Below are 16,283 nucleotides of genomic sequence, written 5' to 3'. Positions count from 1 at the left end.
AAATGAGTGAGATATGAGCGATAAAAAATCCATTTCTGAGGCTGATTTACTGTTAATCGCCAACCAAATCATTCAAGATCACGAGAACTACGTTGAAGGTATGCGAGCAACTAGTGTAGAAGAAAAAGATGAAGTATTAGTATTCAAAGGCGAGTACTTTTTATCCGATCAAGGCCTACCAACAGAAAAAACCACCGCTGTATTTAATATGTTTAAATACCTTGCTCACCAATTATCAAAAGAATTTAGCGTTAAGTAATTTTTGCTAATTACAAACAAAAAAAGGCTGAATAATTCAGCCTTTTTTATATTAAAAAAGATCCGTGCAATTAAAGAATTGGACGTTGTCCTTTACTGATTAAACGCATAAATACATTCTCTGCTGATTGACCAGCGATACCTGCAATTTTAGCGCCTAGCTTTTTCTTCTGTACGTAATGAATCGCTAATACTTCACGATCCTTACACGCTTTTGTTAAGTAATCGTCGGATGTTTGAATCGCATCAATTAAGCCTAACTCTAGCGCTTGTTTACCAAACCAATGCTCACCTGTTGCTACTTTTTCAAGATCCAAATCAGCGCGATGTTCGTGAATGAAATCTTTAAATAATACGTGTGTTTCTTCCAACTCTAATTGAAATTTTTCACGTGCTTTATCGCTGTTTTCACCAAACATAGTTAGCGTTCGTTTGTATTCACCTGCTGTCAGCTGCTCAAATTCAATATCGTTCTTTTTCAATAACTTACTAAAGTTTGGTAATTGCGCAACCACGCCAATTGAGCCAACAATTGCAAATGGTGCTGCGATAATTTTCTCACCGATACACGCCATCATGTAGCCACCAGAAGCTGCTACTTTATCAACAGAAATCGTTAGTTTGATATTCGCATCACGTAAACGATCAAGCTGAGATGAAGCCAGTCCATATCCATGAACCATACCACCTCCACTCTCAAGACGAACAAGGACTTCATCACCTTCTGCTGCAACCGCTAAAATAGCTGATACTTCTTCACGAAGCCCAGCGACTTCTTTTGCATCGATACTGCCTTTAAAATCTAAAACGAATAAACGAGCATCGCGTTTTAGCTCTAAATCTCCAGATTTTGTAGCCTGTTTCACTGCCTTTTGTTTTGCTTTTTCGGCTTCTTTTGCAGTTTTTTTCTCTGCTTTTGCGCGTGCTTTTAACTCAGCATCATCAAATAGATGGTGTTCTAGTTCTTCAATCGTTGACTTATATTGTTCAGTCAAATTCGTAACTTCTAACTCACCTTTTGATGCTGAAGAGTTACCACCCACAGCTTTAGCGGCAATCAAAATGGCGATAATAGAAACAACCACTGTTGCTATCTTTGCTAAAAAGAGACCGTAATCAAACAAAAATTCCAATGTAATACCCTCTTAAGTATGTTTCGTGTATTGTACCTAACTTAACCCAAAGTTAATTCATCTAATGATAGAAATTCGTACTAAATGTCTATTTTTACGGCTATAAATCGCAAAAAAGAACAGAAGGACTTAGGATGAATGTTGAAATACAAGGATTACAGAGTGGACTATCAGGTTTCTGCTGACGCATTAAAAAACAAAACAATTCTCATAACTGGTGCAGGGGATGGCATTGGTAAACAAGCAGCATTACATTATGCTCAACATGGTGCTACGGTTATCCTTTTGGGGCGTACCGTTGCAAAATTAGAAGCGGTCTATGATGAAATTGAAGCGGCAGGTTATCCAACGCCAGCGATTGTGCCTTTAGATTTAAAAGGCGCAACAAAGCAGAATTATATCGATATGGCTGAAACCATTCAAAGTCAATTTGGTAAACTCGACGGCTTACTGCATAACGCAGGTTTACTTGGTATGTTGAGTCCATTCGAGCAATTTGAAGAAGCGATTTTCGACGAAGTCATGCAAATTAACGTTAAAGCGCAATTCTTAATGACTCAAGCACTACTGCCTGTTTTACAACAATCTGATGATGCTCGAATTATCTTCACCACCTCTACTGTAGGTCACCAAGGTCGTGCTTTTTGGGGAGCTTATGCTATCTCAAAATTTGCTACTGAGGGCATGATGCAAACATTAGCACATGAAATGGAAGGCACTCAGGTTAAAGTAAACGCAATTAATCCCGGTGGAACTCATACACGTATGCGTGCTCAAGCCTTTCCAGCTGAAGACATTAGCTTACTTAAAACACCAAAAGATTTAATGCCGTTATATGTCTATTTAATGGCACCTGAAAGTATTAACGTAAATGGTCAGTGTATTGATGCACAACCAAAATAGTTATTATTAGTATAAATAAGTAACACCAAGCAAAATAAAAAAAGGGTTGAAACCATGTGGCTTCAACCCTTTTTATTTGTCTGTTTTCTAAATCAACTCATCAATTCAACTTAACGCTGTCTTGGTGCTGATTTAGGTGCTTTACCATTTGGTGAAAATTTACTTCTCACAGGCTTAGAACCCGCTGCTGGCTTCTTACCCTTACCGCTTGGTTTGCCTGTTGGTTTACCACTTGGTTTACTTGTTGGCTTACCTGTTGGTTTAGCGTCACTATTTGAATTGCGCGGTAATGAGCTACCTACTGGCTTTTTATTATTACGACCACGGCGACCACCAGAAGTATTACGATCTTCAACGGTACGTTCATCATGACGCTTCACTGCACGACGGATTTTTTGAGATTTAGACTTCGCGCGCTTACGAGATTCTTTATCTACATCCAATAGGCTTTCTTTTTCATGTGGAAGTTCAACCATTTCACGAAGGTAATTTACTTCCTTCAGTTCAAGTTCCATCCAACCACCACGAGGCAGTGCTTTTTCTAAGAAGATATCACCATAGCGAACACGCTTTAGGCGGCTAACCGTTACACCTTGAGAATCCCATAGGCGACGAACCTCACGGTTACGACCTTCGTTAATTACTACATAGAAAGTATGGTTCATACCTTCACCGCCAGCATACATAACGTCTTCGAAACGTGCTTCACCATCTTCCAGTTTTACACCAGAAACTAGGTTTTTAACCATCTTGTCGTTAACTTCACCAAATACACGACACATGTATTCACGTTCAACTTTACGACTCGGGTGCATAAGACGGTTTGCTAACTCACCATCAGTGGTGAACAACAATAGACCTGCAGTATTGGCATCAAGACGACCAACAGATACCCAACGTGAGTCTTTAATTTTTGGTAGGCGATCAAAAACAGTACGACGACCTTCTGGGTCATGACGAGTACATAGCTCACCTTCTGGTTTATGGTAAGCAAGCACACGACAAATCACATCAGTAGACTCTTTTACTGATACAACATGGCCATCAATACGAATTTTTGCATCGACATTTTCTAGGCGATCACCTAGCTTTGCTATCTGACCATCAACACTAACACGATTAGACTGAATCATCGTTTCTAATTCACGACGAGAACCAAGACCTGCTCGTGCTAATACTTTCTGTAATTTTTCGCTCATTTTTTACCTTATGATGTCGCCTTCACAGGCGTCAATTAACTTTTATTAATCAAGAACCTACCAAGTTCAGATAGTATTTCTCAATCATTTTAGAATTCTATGGGTGATGATTATACAATAAGGTTGTGATGAATAGTAAAAAATTAAACAAAATTTTATACCATGAAGTGTTTTTCCGTATGATTAAAACTGCTGTGTTTAAAACAGCATTCATTCATACTAAAAGGAAATCCAAATGGAAAAGTTAATTCGTTTTTTTGATGCTCTACCTGCTGAATCCACTGATTCGATTACACAAAAAAAACCTGCAAGATCAGTTTATCAAACTTGTTAACTCTCACTGCAACAAAACAGGAAAACCAACACTTTTAAAAGAGATAATAGAAAATAGAAAGACTACGATTCTAAACCAACTGCATGGCTCAAATATTGGTAACCTAGCGGATATATTTTCAACCCAAACAGCTAAAAATATTATTGGAAAACAAGCAAGTCCAATTCTTCCTGAAGATTACTTTCTTATTGAGCAAATCGCTCATCGACTTTTTGGTTGTTTATTATCTTTCTGGACGGAGTTAGAAATATTTCGCACCATTCAAAGCTCAATGGCTATCAATCAGCATTATCTCAATACACCAAACAAAACTTACACATCAAAAAAAATAAATGATAACTATCACTATGAGATTGTTACTGATATAGCGCTAGATAAACGCGTTTTCTATACCGACTTTTGTGAACAACCGTTATTACTTTCAGATGCCATTGTCCTCATCAATATTGCGACATTCATCAAGCAACATAAATGGTATGAAATGCTTAGTATTCTAGATATTTCATCAAAAGGAGAGCACTTTATTCTGTACCAATTTGATAATGATAATCCCTACCCTACTATCATTTCATCTGCACTAATTGAACCTTATCATGACAAAGTCAACTGGTTATTTTTCGATAATTTTTTTCAATCTGACAAATGGGAAAAAACACAAAATATACATATAGTTGCACAATTATTTCCCAATATGGCCTCTTCATCTACCCAACAAGATCAAACTTTAGAACAATTAACTTGTTCAGAGCTAGAAAACGAAATTTTTTCTTCTATAGTAGAAAAATCAACTGTCTGCGGTGTAATTCGCTTTACCGTCAATGGAGCAAAACCTAAAATGAATTACCATATGTATCTTGCACAGAAAGGATTAGCAATGGCTCTTTTTCATTCGAAAAGAACATTAATTTTTTCAATTATAGAGCAACCTGCAATGGTACTTTTCTACCAATCTATGGCTTGTATTGAAAACGATGACGTACCTTTCGTTTTTACTGGTAACCAAGATATCAATCAGTCCGGTTTAGTGACACATAAAGGAATTTGCTTTACAAAAAATGCAAGTAGCGCTTTCAATCGATATAATTTTAGAGAATACAATGCTAAAATAATCGAAAAAAGAAGAGAATTAAAACAACGATGAGTTTACTATAAATGCTAATTAGCCCCCCTAAAGATAACTTGTTGTTATTCATCGCCGTATTTGTCTTATTATGGGTGGCTTTTTTCATCCGGTCTTTATTTAAAGATCGGATGGAAGTAGACCCAAAGATTTACCATCCTTATATTGCATATTCTATTTTTATAGTTATTTGGATTTTAACTAACTACTACTTCCAATCCGATTTATTGCTTAGATTCAGTGAGCAGACTTCTGTAAATATGGCAATTATTGCTAATTTAAGTTCTTATTTCGCTTTTGGCTTCGCTTTCCTATTCTCTTGTCGACTCAGTTCTGAAGACAAAAAACTAAAAGTTTGGCAGATTATACTTTTCTTTATCGAAACCACTTTTGCTCTAATTATCAACTTAATACCAAATTTGACAGTAACCGGTATTACGGTTGTTGATAAAGGGATATTCACTATTCATTTTGGTCCATTTGCTACATTGTTTTTCCTAAATGCTTTCGTATTTATAGGTATCATCATTTATAATTTTACAAAGCTAAGAAAAAGTAAACTCAAACTCAATAAAGAGAAATCCATCTACTTGTTATTTGGTATATTAGTCTTTATGTCTTCAACCATCATCTCTCAAATTATTATCCCTATAATATGGCAGGACTTTTCATTCGCTTGGGTTCCACCAGCATTATCTGTGACTGAAGCCGTCTTAATTGGCTATACATTGCTTTATCATCGCTTATACAGCTTTCGCTATATCTCATTCTGGCTCTCTTCTTATGTGATGAATTTAGTCATCTTTTTAGTCCCATTCTTATATTTTCACAACGCCAACTCAGGAGCAGATTTTCCTATCAGTATTATTTTCATTATTTTTACTGGTATATTTTGGAATAAAACCCTTTTAAAATCAAAAGGCATTGCTAGCCTTATGATATATAAAGATAAAAAAACACCTGTTGATAAAATATATGAATTAGCTGATGAATTTAAATACTCAAGTCAGCACGCAATTACTAAGTTGGCTTTATTGCTCGATACACCACGAGATGACCTACTCTTGGTTGGAAAGAATACCAACTACAATATCTTTATTCCTCATTTAGAACAGTCTAATTCAGCCTTAGTCAAAGATGAATTAGATTATCAAATCCATTACGCTCCAGACTCTAACCATTCTGAGTTGCATCAAGTTCAAAAAGAGATGGACTCTCATAAAACAGCCTTAATTCTTCCTATTTTTGGGAAAAACAAGCTGATTTCACACTTGCTTGTTTCGGCAAAAAAACGGAATGGATCAACATTTTCAAATGAAGAAATTTCAGCGCTTCAATGGGTATTGACTAAAGTTCAAGGTTATATTGAAAGTGAGCGTAAAGTGCGCCAGTCTCAAGCACTTGCAAACTCTATTGCTCACGAAATGAGGAATCCACTGTCACAGTTAATGTATCACTTTGAACGTATTGGACTTCAATCAGATAAAAATGGCATTAGTAAAGAATTAGAACAGGGAAAATTAGCTATTCAACGCGGTTCACAGTTAATTGATATTATTCTTAACGAGAGTAAAGGTGTTGATATTAATCAATCTCTCTTTAAAACTTATTCTATTTCAGTGTTAACAAAGCAGTTTATTTATGAATATTCTTTTGAATCTGAAGATATTAAAAAGCGAATACATTTAGATCTCAATGATGACTTTCTTATTAATGTTAATGATACCTTATTCGGATTTATCTTATTTAATTTATTACGTAATGCCATTCATTACTTTGAAGACCCTAATTGCTCTATATCAATACAATTAGTAAAAGGAAATACAACCAATTCTTTGATATTCAGAGATACAGGTCCTGGTATTAATTCAAATATTCTACCAAATATCTTTGATGATTTTTTCACTCATAATAAACAAGGAGGCACAGGTCTAGGCCTCTCTTACTGTTTACGAGTGATGCACTCCTTTAAAGGCAATATTGCATGTTACTCAAAACAAGGTGAGTTTACTGAGTTTGTTCTTAGTTTTCCTAAAATAAATACAGATCATCAAGCAATCACTATTGAACCAACAGCAATACAACAAGAATCCTTCGGCATAGCTAAGATTAGAAATAATAGTTCGAAAAAAACAGTTCTTATTGTTGATGATAAAAAAGTACAAAGAATGTTAATTCAAACATTTATTACGAATGATAATCTTGTCATTGTCCAAGCTGAAAATGGGGCTGAAGCACTTAAAATAGTTAACGAAAGGCACATAGATCTGATTTTTATGGATTCACGTATGCCAGTAATGAATGGAGCGGAGGCTGCTGCGCAAATTAAAGCAGGTCATCCATTGCTTCCTATCATTGCGCTTACTGGTGAATCAGGCCATGAAGAAATACTTAAAATAACAGCAGTAATGGATGCATACTTAACTAAGCCAATCTCCAAGCCTCAACTATTACAAATGCTTGAAAAATGGATATAAAAATAGCCAGTCAATGCTGGCTATTTATACTTACTTGTCTTTTTAATTATTGAAATGGGCTTGGATCACCAGCGCCAATACGAACCACATTGATTTCATCGTCACTAAAATCAACCACGGTTGTTGGCTGTTCACCTAAATAACCACCATTCATAATTAAGTCCACGGCGTGCTCAAGCTGATCTCGGATCGCTTCTGGATCTGACTCTGCCATGTCATTACCTGGTAAAATCAATGTTGTCGACATTAGCGGTTCACCTAATGCTTCTAACAAATCAAGAGCGATCTTATTATCTGGTACACGCATACCTATTGTTTTACGCTTTGGATTCATAAGACGACGTGGAACTTCCTTAGTCCCTTTAAAGATAAAGGTATAAGCCCCCGGTGTATTGTTCTTCAGTAATCGGAAAATACTATTGTCGACACGTGCATAGATTGATAACTCTGACAGATCTCGACATAACAATGTAAAGTTGTGCTTATCATCCAAACGACGGATCTGGCAAATACGCTCTAATGCTTGTTTATTCTCAAGCTGACAACCTAAAGCATAACCCGAGTCGGTTGGATAAATAACGACACCACCATCTCTAATGATGGCAACCGCTTGACTAATTAAGCGTGCTTGTGGGTTTTCTGGATGTACGTAAAAAAATTGGCTCATTATTCCTCCTGACGAGCAGGTCGTTGTTATTATTTAAGGATTAAGCCCTACTCAAACGTTGGTAAATCCCATTCTTGCCATACTGGAACTACCCCTTCAGGTAGCCATAAATTTCTTCCTAATTCTGTCCAAGGCGACGGATAATGAAAATCAGACCCTTGTGATGCCGCTAGTTCATATTGAATTGCATAATCGGCAAGAACTCGACGCTCTTGAACACCTTGTTGAGGTAGGGCAACTTCCATTGCATCCCCTTTTGCTTCAACAAATGCAGCTAATAATCGCTTCACCCATTTTGCGGTCAACTTATAACGACCAGGATGAGCAAGTACAGCTGTTCCTCCCGTGTTATGAATGACCTTAACGGCTTCTTCGATTGAACACCATTCTGGTGGAACATAGCCTATGTTATTGCGTGTTAAGAACTTTTTGAATACCGCTTGCATCGTTTTCGCATGGCCTTGGTCAACTAACCACTTGCCAAAATGAGCTCGGGTTAGTGAGCCTCCATCAGCCAGTGCCATTGCGCCTTCTAACGCCCCGACATAACCCGCTTTTTCAAGACGTTCTGCCATTTTTCGAGCGCGAGCATCTCTACGTTGCGCTTGTTCTTCTATCAATGCAATTAATTCAGGGTGATTTACATCAATATTAAGGCCAACAACATGAATATCCTTGTTGCTCCATAATGTTGAAATTTCAATACCATCAATTAAATGCACTGGTAATGCTTTTTCTTTAATCGTTTGATGCGCTTCAGCTAATCCTGCAACGGTATCATGATCAGTAATAGCAAGTACTTTCACATCAAAAGTAACCGCTCTTTCTACTAATTCAGCAGGAGACATGCGTCCATCTGACGCTGTTGTGTGACTATGTAGGTCTATTTTCATAATAATTCTTGACTTTTACCTCTCGCACTAGTTTACTAGTACGCAGTTAAACGTTTTCTCACCAAATTTAATATTGGTCTTTGTTTTAATAGTAGGTACTTTATGTCACAGCTTAGCAAACAACAAGCATTCTTAAAAACTAGCGTGATGACAAAACGATGGTGGCACTACTTCGGGTAGTGTTTTTGTGCTGAATTAACGATTTTGACATAAAAATTATTACCCGCATTTAAGCGGGTTTTTTTATGTCTAAATGTACCAGCACCCTCAATGATAGATGAAAATCTAAACAGTCAGTCATTCAGCTCTCACAAGTTTTAAGAAAAGAGTGGCAACAAAAGTGAAATATGCGACTATGAAAACTAATAAAAATGTAACATCAATTCAACGCATTAGCAGGGAGGCTGAAATGCAGTCAGTAATGTCCAATGATGGTCAACTAGAAGTGCTTTCCCTTGACGTTCCATACGTCTCTGATCCAACCCAACTTTATTCCACTCTATGTGAAAATAAAGAGATGAGCCTATTACTCGAAGGGGCAGAAGTTAACTCAAAACAAAACATTATAAGCTTGATGCTAATAGATGCAGCGGTACGAATTCATTGTTTTGATAAAGAAGTAACACTAGAAGCGTTAACAGCAAATGGAGAATCCTTATTACACTCCTTAGCTCAATCTATTCCTGCTTCTCTTATTGCCCTTTCTTCTAACTCTATATTGACATTACAGTTCCCAAATATTAATCAAGATCTGGATGAGGACAGCCGTTTACGAGAACTCTCCTCTTTTGATGCGTTACGGTTTATTCAAAATCAATTCAATGTAACTGGTTTACCCTCTAATGCACTCTTTTTAGGTGGACTATTTGCTTATGACTTAGTCGCTAACTTTGAAAACCTTGGTGAGGCAGAGACAACAAACAAATGCCCTGATTATGTATTTTATGTAGCCGAATCATTGTTAGTTATCGATCATCAAACGGAAACGTCAGTACTTCAAGGCTCATTGTTTAATGCTGATGCAACAATCAAAACAAACCTTTCTGCACGACTTACTGAAATTAAAGCGTTTTGCTCAGAGCCACATACCGTACCCGAAGCACCAACGCTAGAAAGCTGTGAAGCAATTCCAAGTGTCTCCGATGAAGATTTCTGTCAAACCGTATTAAATTTAAAAGAATTTGTAATTAAAGGCGATATTTTCCAAGTTGTTCCTTCTCGTCGATTCACTCTTCCTTGTCCTGCGCCATTAGCGGCTTATCGTGAACTCAAAATCGGCAATCCAAGTCCTTATATGTTTTATCTGCAAGATCGTGATTTCACCCTATTTGGAGCATCGCCTGAATCTGCATTGAAATACGGTAAAGAAACAAACCAAGTTGAAATTTACCCAATCGCAGGCACTCGTCAACGCGGTAAAAACAGCGATGGCTCTATCAACCATGATTTAGACAGCCGCATTGAATTAGAACTGCGTTGTGATACCAAAGAAAACGCAGAGCACATGATGTTGGTTGATTTGGCTCGTAATGATGTCGCTCGTATTTCAGAAGCAGGCACTCGCTATGTGGCTGATTTATTAAAAGTCGACCGCTACAGCCATGTTATGCATCTGGTTTCTCGTGTTGTTGCTCAGCTTCGAGGGGATCTTGATGCCCTTCATGCTTACCAAGCGTGTATGAATATGGGGACATTGACTGGCGCACCAAAAATTCGTGCTATGCAGCTCATTCGTGACGTAGAAAAAACACGCCGAGGCACTTATGGTGGCGCTGTTGGTTACTTAACGGGGGATGGCAACATGGATACGTGTATTGTTATTCGTTCAGCCTATGTTGAAGATGGTATCGCTCAAGTTCAAGCCGGTGCTGGTGTCGTATATGACTCTAACCCACAAGCTGAAGCTGATGAAACTCGTGGAAAAGCACAAGCGGTGATCTCTGCGATTCAAAAAGCACACTTAGCTCAACCAGCAAGCACTAAGGAGAAAAACTAATGGCTCATATTGTATTGCTCGATAACTTTGACTCCTTTACTTATAACTTGGTTGATCAATTTCGCTCACTTGGTTACCCAGTCACTATTTATCGAAATAGTTTGTCAGCCGTAGCTTTTGAAGAAGCGGTAAACAAATTAGAAAATCCAGTAGTTGTACTATCTCCAGGACCAGGCGCGCCATCAGAAGCCGGCTGTATGCCTGAAGTCATTCAACGCTTAAAAGGCAAAGTACCTATGATTGGGATTTGTCTTGGTCATCAAGCGATTGTAGAAGCGTATGATGGGACGGTTGCAGGTGCTGGCGAAATCGTTCATGGTAAATCGGCTATGATGAGCCATAACCAACACGCAATTTTTAATGGGTTACCAAACCCACTCTCTATTGCTCGTTACCACTCTTTAGTGGCGACGAAAGTAACAGAGCAATTAACCATTACAGCAACCGTTGATGATTTAGTTATGGCGGTGACCCAAGAAGAAGATAAAGTGTGTGGATTCCAATTTCATCCTGAATCCATTTTAACGACGCAAGGCGCTGAGCTACTCATTAATACATTAAACTGGGCTTTAAATTTAGATTCAAGCCGTTCAGATAATAAAGAATAAGGATATTCGCATGACTCAAATTGAAGCCATTTTTACTAAACTGTATGATCAAACTTCGCTTTCAGAAACAGAAAGCCAAGTTCTTTTTGATGCCATTATTAAAGGCGAGTTAGAGCCTATTCTACTTACCGCTGCCCTAACCTGTTTGAAAATCAAAGGTGAAACACCAAACGAAATTGCAGGTGCAGCAAAAGCACTGCTTGATAATGCCAATGAATTCCCTCGCCCTGATTACGATTTCGCCGACATTGTTGGTACAGGCGGTGACGGTTCAAATACGATAAATATTTCCACCACAGCGGCGTTTGTAGCAGCAGCCTGTGGATTAAAAATCGCAAAACACGGTAACCGTGGTGTTTCAAGTAAATCAGGATCTTCTGACTTATTAGATTCATTTGGTATTAATTTAGCCATGTCAGCAGAAGACACACGAAAAGCGGTTGATGATTTAGGTGTTGCCTTCTTATTTGCACCGCATTATCACGGTGGTGTTCGCCACGCGATGCCAATTCGTCAAACCATGAAAACACGCACCATCTTTAATATTCTTGGCCCTTTAATCAACCCTGCTCGTCCAAACATTGAATTAATGGGTGTGTACGATGAGTCACTGGTTCGCCCAATCGCAGAAACCATGGTGAACATGGGAATGAAACGCGCAGCCGTTGTTTTTGGTTCTGGTTTAGATGAAGTCGCGATTCATGGTCCAACAACCGTTGCTGAAATCATTGACGGTAAAATCACAGAATACACATTAACGCCTGAAGATTTTGGCCTAGACACGCACCCGCTTGAAGCCATTAAAGGCGGAGAGCCAGAAGAAAACAAAGCGATTATTACCGATATTCTGACAGGTAAAGGAACCGACGCTCAATTAGGTGCCATTGCGGTTAACGTTGCGCTACTAATGCGTTTATTTGGCCATGAAGATTTAAAAACCAATGCACAAAAAGCAATCGATGCGATGAACTCAGGTAAAGCATTTGAGCTAGTTCAACAACTGGCTGCACGAGGATAAGAAAGATGACACAACAATTGTCTGAGCACATTTCAGTAGAAAATACCCAAATGGCCGAAGTGCTAGTAAAAATAGTTAAAGACAAAGCCGTTTGGGTAGACGAGCGAAAAAAAACTCAACCACTCAATACGTTTAAAGATGGCCTGACCAATTCAGATCGCAGTTTTTACCAAGCATTAAAAACAGGAAAAACTGAGTTTATTCTTGAGTGTAAAAAAGCATCGCCATCAAAAGGATTAATCCGACAAGATTTCGATTTAGGTTACATCGCCTCTGTCTACAACAAACACGCCAGTGCGATTTCTGTGTTAACGGACGAAAAGTATTTTCAAGGCAGTTTTGATTTCTTACCAATTATTCGTGCCCAAGTTAATCAGCCTATTCTGTGCAAAGATTTTATGATTGATGCATACCAAGTCTATTTAGCGCGTCATTACGGTGCCGATGCGATTCTACTGATGCTTTCTGTACTTAATGATGAAGAATACAGAGCGCTTGCAGAAGTCGCTCATTCATTTGGCATGGGTGTACTCACAGAAGTCAGTAATGAAGATGAGTTACATAGAGCGGTCGCATTAGAAGCGCAAGTGATCGGAATTAACAACCGTAATCTACGTGATTTATCCACTGATTTGAACCGCACTAAAGAGCTTGCACCGCTACTGCCAAAAGACACAACCATTATTTCTGAGTCGGGTATTTATACTCATCAGCAAGTAAAAGATTTAGCTAAACACGCTACAGGCTTTTTAATTGGCAGCTCATTAATGGCAGAAGAGAACCTAGAACTAGCAGCACGAAAAGTGATCTTAGGTGAAAACAAAGTCTGTGGGCTTACTTCGGTTGAAGACGCAAAAGCAGTTTATGACTCGGGTGCCGTATATGGCGGGCTTATCTTTGTTGAGAAGTCACCGCGTTTTGTTTCATTAGAAACAGCCAAAGCCATCACTCAAGAAACTACATTGCATTATGTCGGCGTGTTCCAAAACGAGACTGTATCTACGGTTGCACAACGAGCACATGAGCTATCTCTTGCGGTGGTTCAGCTACATGGTTCTGAAAGTGAAGACTATATTGCAGAGCTAAAACAACAGCTACCAACGGATTGCCAAGTGTGGAATGTTATTTCTGTGTCAGATGAGGCGCAAAGTATTTCCCTTCCACAAAGCCTTGCTGATAAGGTATTGGTAGATTGCAAAGTTGGCTCACAAGAAGGTGGCACTGGCATAAGTTTTGATTGGAACAAACTGCCACATCACGACATTATGCTCGCCGGTGGCTTATCACTAGAGAATACCAAACAAGCTGCGCAACTTGGCTGTTACGGATTAGATTTCAACTCTGGTGTCGAATCGGCTCCAGGTAAAAAAGATCACAAAAAATTACGCGCCGTATTTAGCGCATTACGAGATTATTAAGGAAAATATCATGGCAAAATTAGATGCCTACTTCGGCGAATATGGTGGTCAATACGTTCCACAAATCTTAGTTCCTGCTCTTGATCAATTAGAACAAGCATTCATTGATGCACAAGCAGATGACGATTTCCGCGCTGAGTTTATGACGTTACTGCAAGAATACGCAGGTCGTCCTACAGCCCTAACGCTTTGTCGTAACCTAACCAAGGGCACTAAAACGAAACTGTACCTAAAGCGTGAAGACTTACTGCACGGTGGCGCTCACAAAACTAACCAAGTATTAGGTCAGGCGCTACTTGCAAAACGCATGGGTAAAAACGAAATTATTGCAGAGACTGGTGCAGGCCAACACGGCGTTGCAACTGCGCTTGCTTGTGCTCTGCTTGGCTTAAAGTGCCGTGTTTACATGGGCGCTAAAGATATTGAACGTCAAAGCCCAAATGTATTCCGTATGGAATTAATGGGCGCAACAGTGATCCCTGTTCATTCAGGTTCTTCAACGCTAAAAGATGCCTGTAATGAAGCACTACGTGACTGGTCTGCAACTTATGAAACTGCGCATTACCTATTAGGTACAGCCGCTGGCCCTCACCCATTCCCAACGATTGTGCGTGATTTCCAACGTATGATTGGTGAAGAAACAAAAATGCAGATCCTTGCACGTGAAGGTCGACTTCCTGACGCTGTAATCGCATGTGTAGGTGGAGGTTCAAATGCGATTGGTATGTTTGCTGATTTTATCAAAGAAGAAAGTGTGAAACTGATTGGTGTAGAACCTGCAGGTAAAGGTATTGATACCGACCAGCATGGTGCACCACTTAAACACGGAAAAACAGGCATCTTCTTTGGTATGAAAGCCCCACTAATGCAAGATGAACATGGCCAAATTGAAGAGTCTTATTCTGTTTCTGCAGGGCTTGATTTCCCATCGGTTGGCCCACAACACGCGCATTTAAATGCCATTGGTCGTGCTGAATATGGTTCAGTCACTGATGATGAAGCACTAGAGGCATTCCAAACCTTAGCAAAAGGCGAAGGTATTATTCCTGCCTTAGAATCATCTCACGCTCTGGCTTATGCACTTCAACTAGCGCATGCTGAACCAGAAAAAGAGCAGTTGTTAGTTGTTAACCTATCAGGCCGTGGTGACAAAGACATCTTCACCGTTCATGACATTCTAAAAGAAAAGGGAGAAATCTAATGGATCGTTATCAAGACCTATTTGCTAAATTAGCAAACAAAAACCAAGGTGCCTTTGTTCCTTTTGTAACCATTGGCGATCCAAACCCTGAGCTTTCTTATCAGATCATGGAAACCTTAATTGAAGCTGGTGCCGATGCTCTTGAACTAGGTATTCCGTTTTCTGACCCCTTAGCAGATGGCCCTACTATTCAAGGCGCAAACATTCGAGCATTAGACAGTAAAACAACACCTGCCGTTTGTTTTGAGTTAATAGCTAAAATCCGCGCTAAATACCCTGAAACGCCAATTGGCCTATTGGTTTACGCTAACCTTGTGTTCGCAAATGGCATCGATACTTTCTATGCTAAATGCCAACAAGCCGGTGTAGATTCCGTGTTAATCGCAGATGTACCAACTAATGAGTCTGAAGAATTTAGAGCAAGCGCACTTAAACATAATGTTCACCCTATTTTTATCGCACCACCATCAGCATCAGATGAAACGCTAGAGACCGTTGCTAAATTAGGTGGCGGCTACACTTACCTTCTTTCTCGTGCAGGTGTTACAGGCGCAGAAACTAAAGCAGGTATGCCTGTTGCTCAACTATTGGAACGCTTAAACCAATTTGATGCTCCTCCTGCCATTCTTGGTTTTGGCATTTCAGAGCCAGCACAAGTTGAAGAAGCAATTAAGGCGGGTGCAGCAGGCGCAATATCAGGCTCTGCAACAGTAAAAATAATTGAGCAATACCAAGATAATTCTACGATATTACTTGAAGCACTATCTTCTTTTACTACCGCAATGAAACTTGCTACACAAAAGTAACATTTACCTTTAATACCATTCTTATGTAGATTGGTATTAACCCTTCCTAAAAGAGCTCATTATGAGCTCTTTTTTTATCTACAATCAAAAAACACGCCTCTAATACCAATCGTAGTAAATAACTGATCATCCTAGCTAGTTAAAATACTCGATAACTGCGTTGAAATTTTTGATTGTAGAATAACTACTTATCGAAAAATTTCGCCTTGTTCTCAAGCATTTTTCCTTCGCTATTTCTGATCACTTACTTAC

At 38.9% G+C, this 16,283-nt stretch carries 14 protein-coding genes; 10 read left to right on the top strand and 4 right to left on the bottom strand.

Features of this window, described 5'->3' with window-relative positions:
* The first annotated feature begins 13 nt into the window (after positions 1-13).
* Positions 14-259, top strand: a complete 246-nt coding sequence (locus PVK63_RS01730; protein WP_130043392.1) for a YciN family protein — start codon at positions 14-16, stop codon at positions 257-259.
* A gap of 70 nt (positions 260-329) precedes the next feature.
* On the opposite strand, the gene sohB is transcribed toward PVK63_RS01730, so the two are convergent.
* Entirely contained in the window at positions 330-1,391 is a 1,062-nt protein-coding gene (sohB, locus tag PVK63_RS01725; protein ID WP_130086758.1) for a protease SohB, read from the bottom strand.
* A 162-nt stretch (positions 1,392-1,553) separates the two neighbouring features.
* On the opposite strand from sohB, the gene PVK63_RS01720 reads away from it, so the two are divergent.
* Positions 1,554-2,294 carry a YciK family oxidoreductase gene (locus tag PVK63_RS01720; RefSeq protein ID WP_130043447.1) on the top strand — a complete coding sequence of 247 codons (741 nt, stop codon included), beginning with the start codon at positions 1,554-1,556 and terminating at the stop codon, positions 2,292-2,294.
* 110 nt (positions 2,295-2,404) lie between these two features.
* On the opposite strand, the gene rluB is transcribed toward PVK63_RS01720, so the two are convergent.
* On the bottom strand, positions 2,405-3,493 hold the full coding sequence (rluB, locus tag PVK63_RS01715; RefSeq protein ID WP_130043390.1) for a 23S rRNA pseudouridine(2605) synthase RluB: 1,089 nt from the start codon (positions 3,491-3,493) through the stop codon (positions 2,405-2,407).
* Between the two features lie 260 nt (positions 3,494-3,753).
* Between rluB and PVK63_RS01710 the strand changes: the two genes are divergently transcribed.
* Positions 3,754-4,968, top strand: a complete 1,215-nt coding sequence (locus PVK63_RS01710) for an acyl-homoserine-lactone synthase (protein ID WP_242511055.1) — start codon at positions 3,754-3,756, stop codon at positions 4,966-4,968.
* 110 nt (positions 4,969-5,078) lie between these two features.
* Positions 5,079-7,424, top strand: coding sequence for a hybrid sensor histidine kinase/response regulator (locus PVK63_RS01705; protein ID WP_274439819.1), 2,346 nt, complete (start codon positions 5,079-5,081; stop codon positions 7,422-7,424).
* A gap of 46 nt (positions 7,425-7,470) precedes the next feature.
* Here the strand turns inward: PVK63_RS01705 and PVK63_RS01700 are convergent, their stop codons facing one another.
* Complete coding sequence (locus tag PVK63_RS01700) at positions 7,471-8,091, bottom strand: L-threonylcarbamoyladenylate synthase (protein ID WP_130048615.1); 621 nt, start codon at positions 8,089-8,091, stop codon at positions 7,471-7,473.
* A gap of 47 nt (positions 8,092-8,138) precedes the next feature.
* The gene (gene rnm, locus PVK63_RS01695) at positions 8,139-8,984 is read right to left on the bottom strand and encodes an RNase RNM (protein WP_130086756.1); all 846 of its coding nucleotides are present in this window, start codon (positions 8,982-8,984) and stop codon (positions 8,139-8,141) included.
* Between the two features lie 409 nt (positions 8,985-9,393).
* Between rnm and PVK63_RS01690 the strand changes: the two genes are divergently transcribed.
* From PVK63_RS01690 to trpA, 6 genes are read left to right on the top strand one after another with little or no spacing between them, the layout of a single operon-like run.
* Positions 9,394-10,980 carry an anthranilate synthase component 1 gene (locus PVK63_RS01690; RefSeq protein ID WP_423734706.1) on the top strand — a complete coding sequence of 529 codons (1,587 nt, stop codon included), beginning with the start codon at positions 9,394-9,396 and terminating at the stop codon, positions 10,978-10,980.
* Entirely contained in the window at positions 10,980-11,588 is a 609-nt protein-coding gene (locus tag PVK63_RS01685) for an aminodeoxychorismate/anthranilate synthase component II (protein WP_130086754.1), read from the top strand. Before PVK63_RS01690 ends, PVK63_RS01685 begins: the two co-directional genes overlap by 1 nt.
* Positions 11,589-11,598: 10 nt before the next feature.
* Entirely contained in the window at positions 11,599-12,606 is a 1,008-nt protein-coding gene (trpD, locus tag PVK63_RS01680) for an anthranilate phosphoribosyltransferase (RefSeq protein WP_130086753.1), read from the top strand.
* A 5-nt stretch (positions 12,607-12,611) separates the two neighbouring features.
* A complete protein-coding gene (trpCF, locus tag PVK63_RS01675; RefSeq protein WP_130086752.1) occupies positions 12,612-14,024 on the top strand; it encodes a bifunctional indole-3-glycerol-phosphate synthase TrpC/phosphoribosylanthranilate isomerase TrpF in 1,413 nt (470 codons plus the stop codon).
* Positions 14,025-14,034: 10 nt separating this feature from the next.
* Positions 14,035-15,225, top strand: a complete 1,191-nt coding sequence (gene trpB / locus PVK63_RS01670) for a tryptophan synthase subunit beta (RefSeq protein WP_130086751.1) — start codon at positions 14,035-14,037, stop codon at positions 15,223-15,225.
* The gene (gene trpA / locus PVK63_RS01665) at positions 15,225-16,031 is read left to right on the top strand and encodes a tryptophan synthase subunit alpha (RefSeq protein ID WP_130086750.1); all 807 of its coding nucleotides are present in this window, start codon (positions 15,225-15,227) and stop codon (positions 16,029-16,031) included. The genes trpB and trpA overlap by 1 nt, the downstream gene beginning before the upstream one ends.
* The last annotated feature ends 252 nt before the right edge of the window (positions 16,032-16,283 follow it).

The organism is Aliivibrio sp. S2TY2 (genome assembly GCF_028765525.1).
Taxonomy (GTDB): Bacteria; Pseudomonadota; Gammaproteobacteria; order Enterobacterales; family Vibrionaceae; genus Aliivibrio; species Aliivibrio finisterrensis_A.
Note: the sequence above shows the minus strand (reverse complement) of the source record. Positions and strands in the feature narration are given on the sequence as shown.

Excerpts from the sequence above, each read along its gene's own strand:
- PVK63_RS01730 (WP_130043392.1), top strand. The coding sequence starts at position 14 with ATGAGCGATAAAAAATCCATTTCTGAGGCTGATTTACTGTTAATCGCC.
- rluB (WP_130043390.1), bottom strand. The coding sequence starts at position 3,493 with ATGAGCGAAAAATTACAGAAAGTATTAGCACGAGCAGGTCTTGGTTCT.
- PVK63_RS01710 (WP_242511055.1), top strand. The coding sequence starts at position 3,754 with ATGCTCTACCTGCTGAATCCACTGATTCGATTACACAAAAAAAACCTG.
- PVK63_RS01705 (WP_274439819.1), top strand. The coding sequence starts at position 5,079 with ATGGAAGTAGACCCAAAGATTTACCATCCTTATATTGCATATTCTATT.
- PVK63_RS01700 (WP_130048615.1), bottom strand. The coding sequence starts at position 8,091 with ATGAGCCAATTTTTTTACGTACATCCAGAAAACCCACAAGCACGCTTA.
- rnm (WP_130086756.1), bottom strand. The coding sequence starts at position 8,984 with ATGAAAATAGACCTACATAGTCACACAACAGCGTCAGATGGACGCATG.
- PVK63_RS01690 (WP_423734706.1), top strand. The coding sequence starts at position 9,394 with ATGCAGTCAGTAATGTCCAATGATGGTCAACTAGAAGTGCTTTCCCTT.
- PVK63_RS01685 (WP_130086754.1), top strand. The coding sequence starts at position 10,980 with ATGGCTCATATTGTATTGCTCGATAACTTTGACTCCTTTACTTATAAC.
- trpD (WP_130086753.1), top strand. The coding sequence starts at position 11,599 with ATGACTCAAATTGAAGCCATTTTTACTAAACTGTATGATCAAACTTCG.
- trpCF (WP_130086752.1), top strand. The coding sequence starts at position 12,612 with ATGACACAACAATTGTCTGAGCACATTTCAGTAGAAAATACCCAAATG.
- trpB (WP_130086751.1), top strand. The coding sequence starts at position 14,035 with ATGGCAAAATTAGATGCCTACTTCGGCGAATATGGTGGTCAATACGTT.
- trpA (WP_130086750.1), top strand. The coding sequence starts at position 15,225 with ATGGATCGTTATCAAGACCTATTTGCTAAATTAGCAAACAAAAACCAA.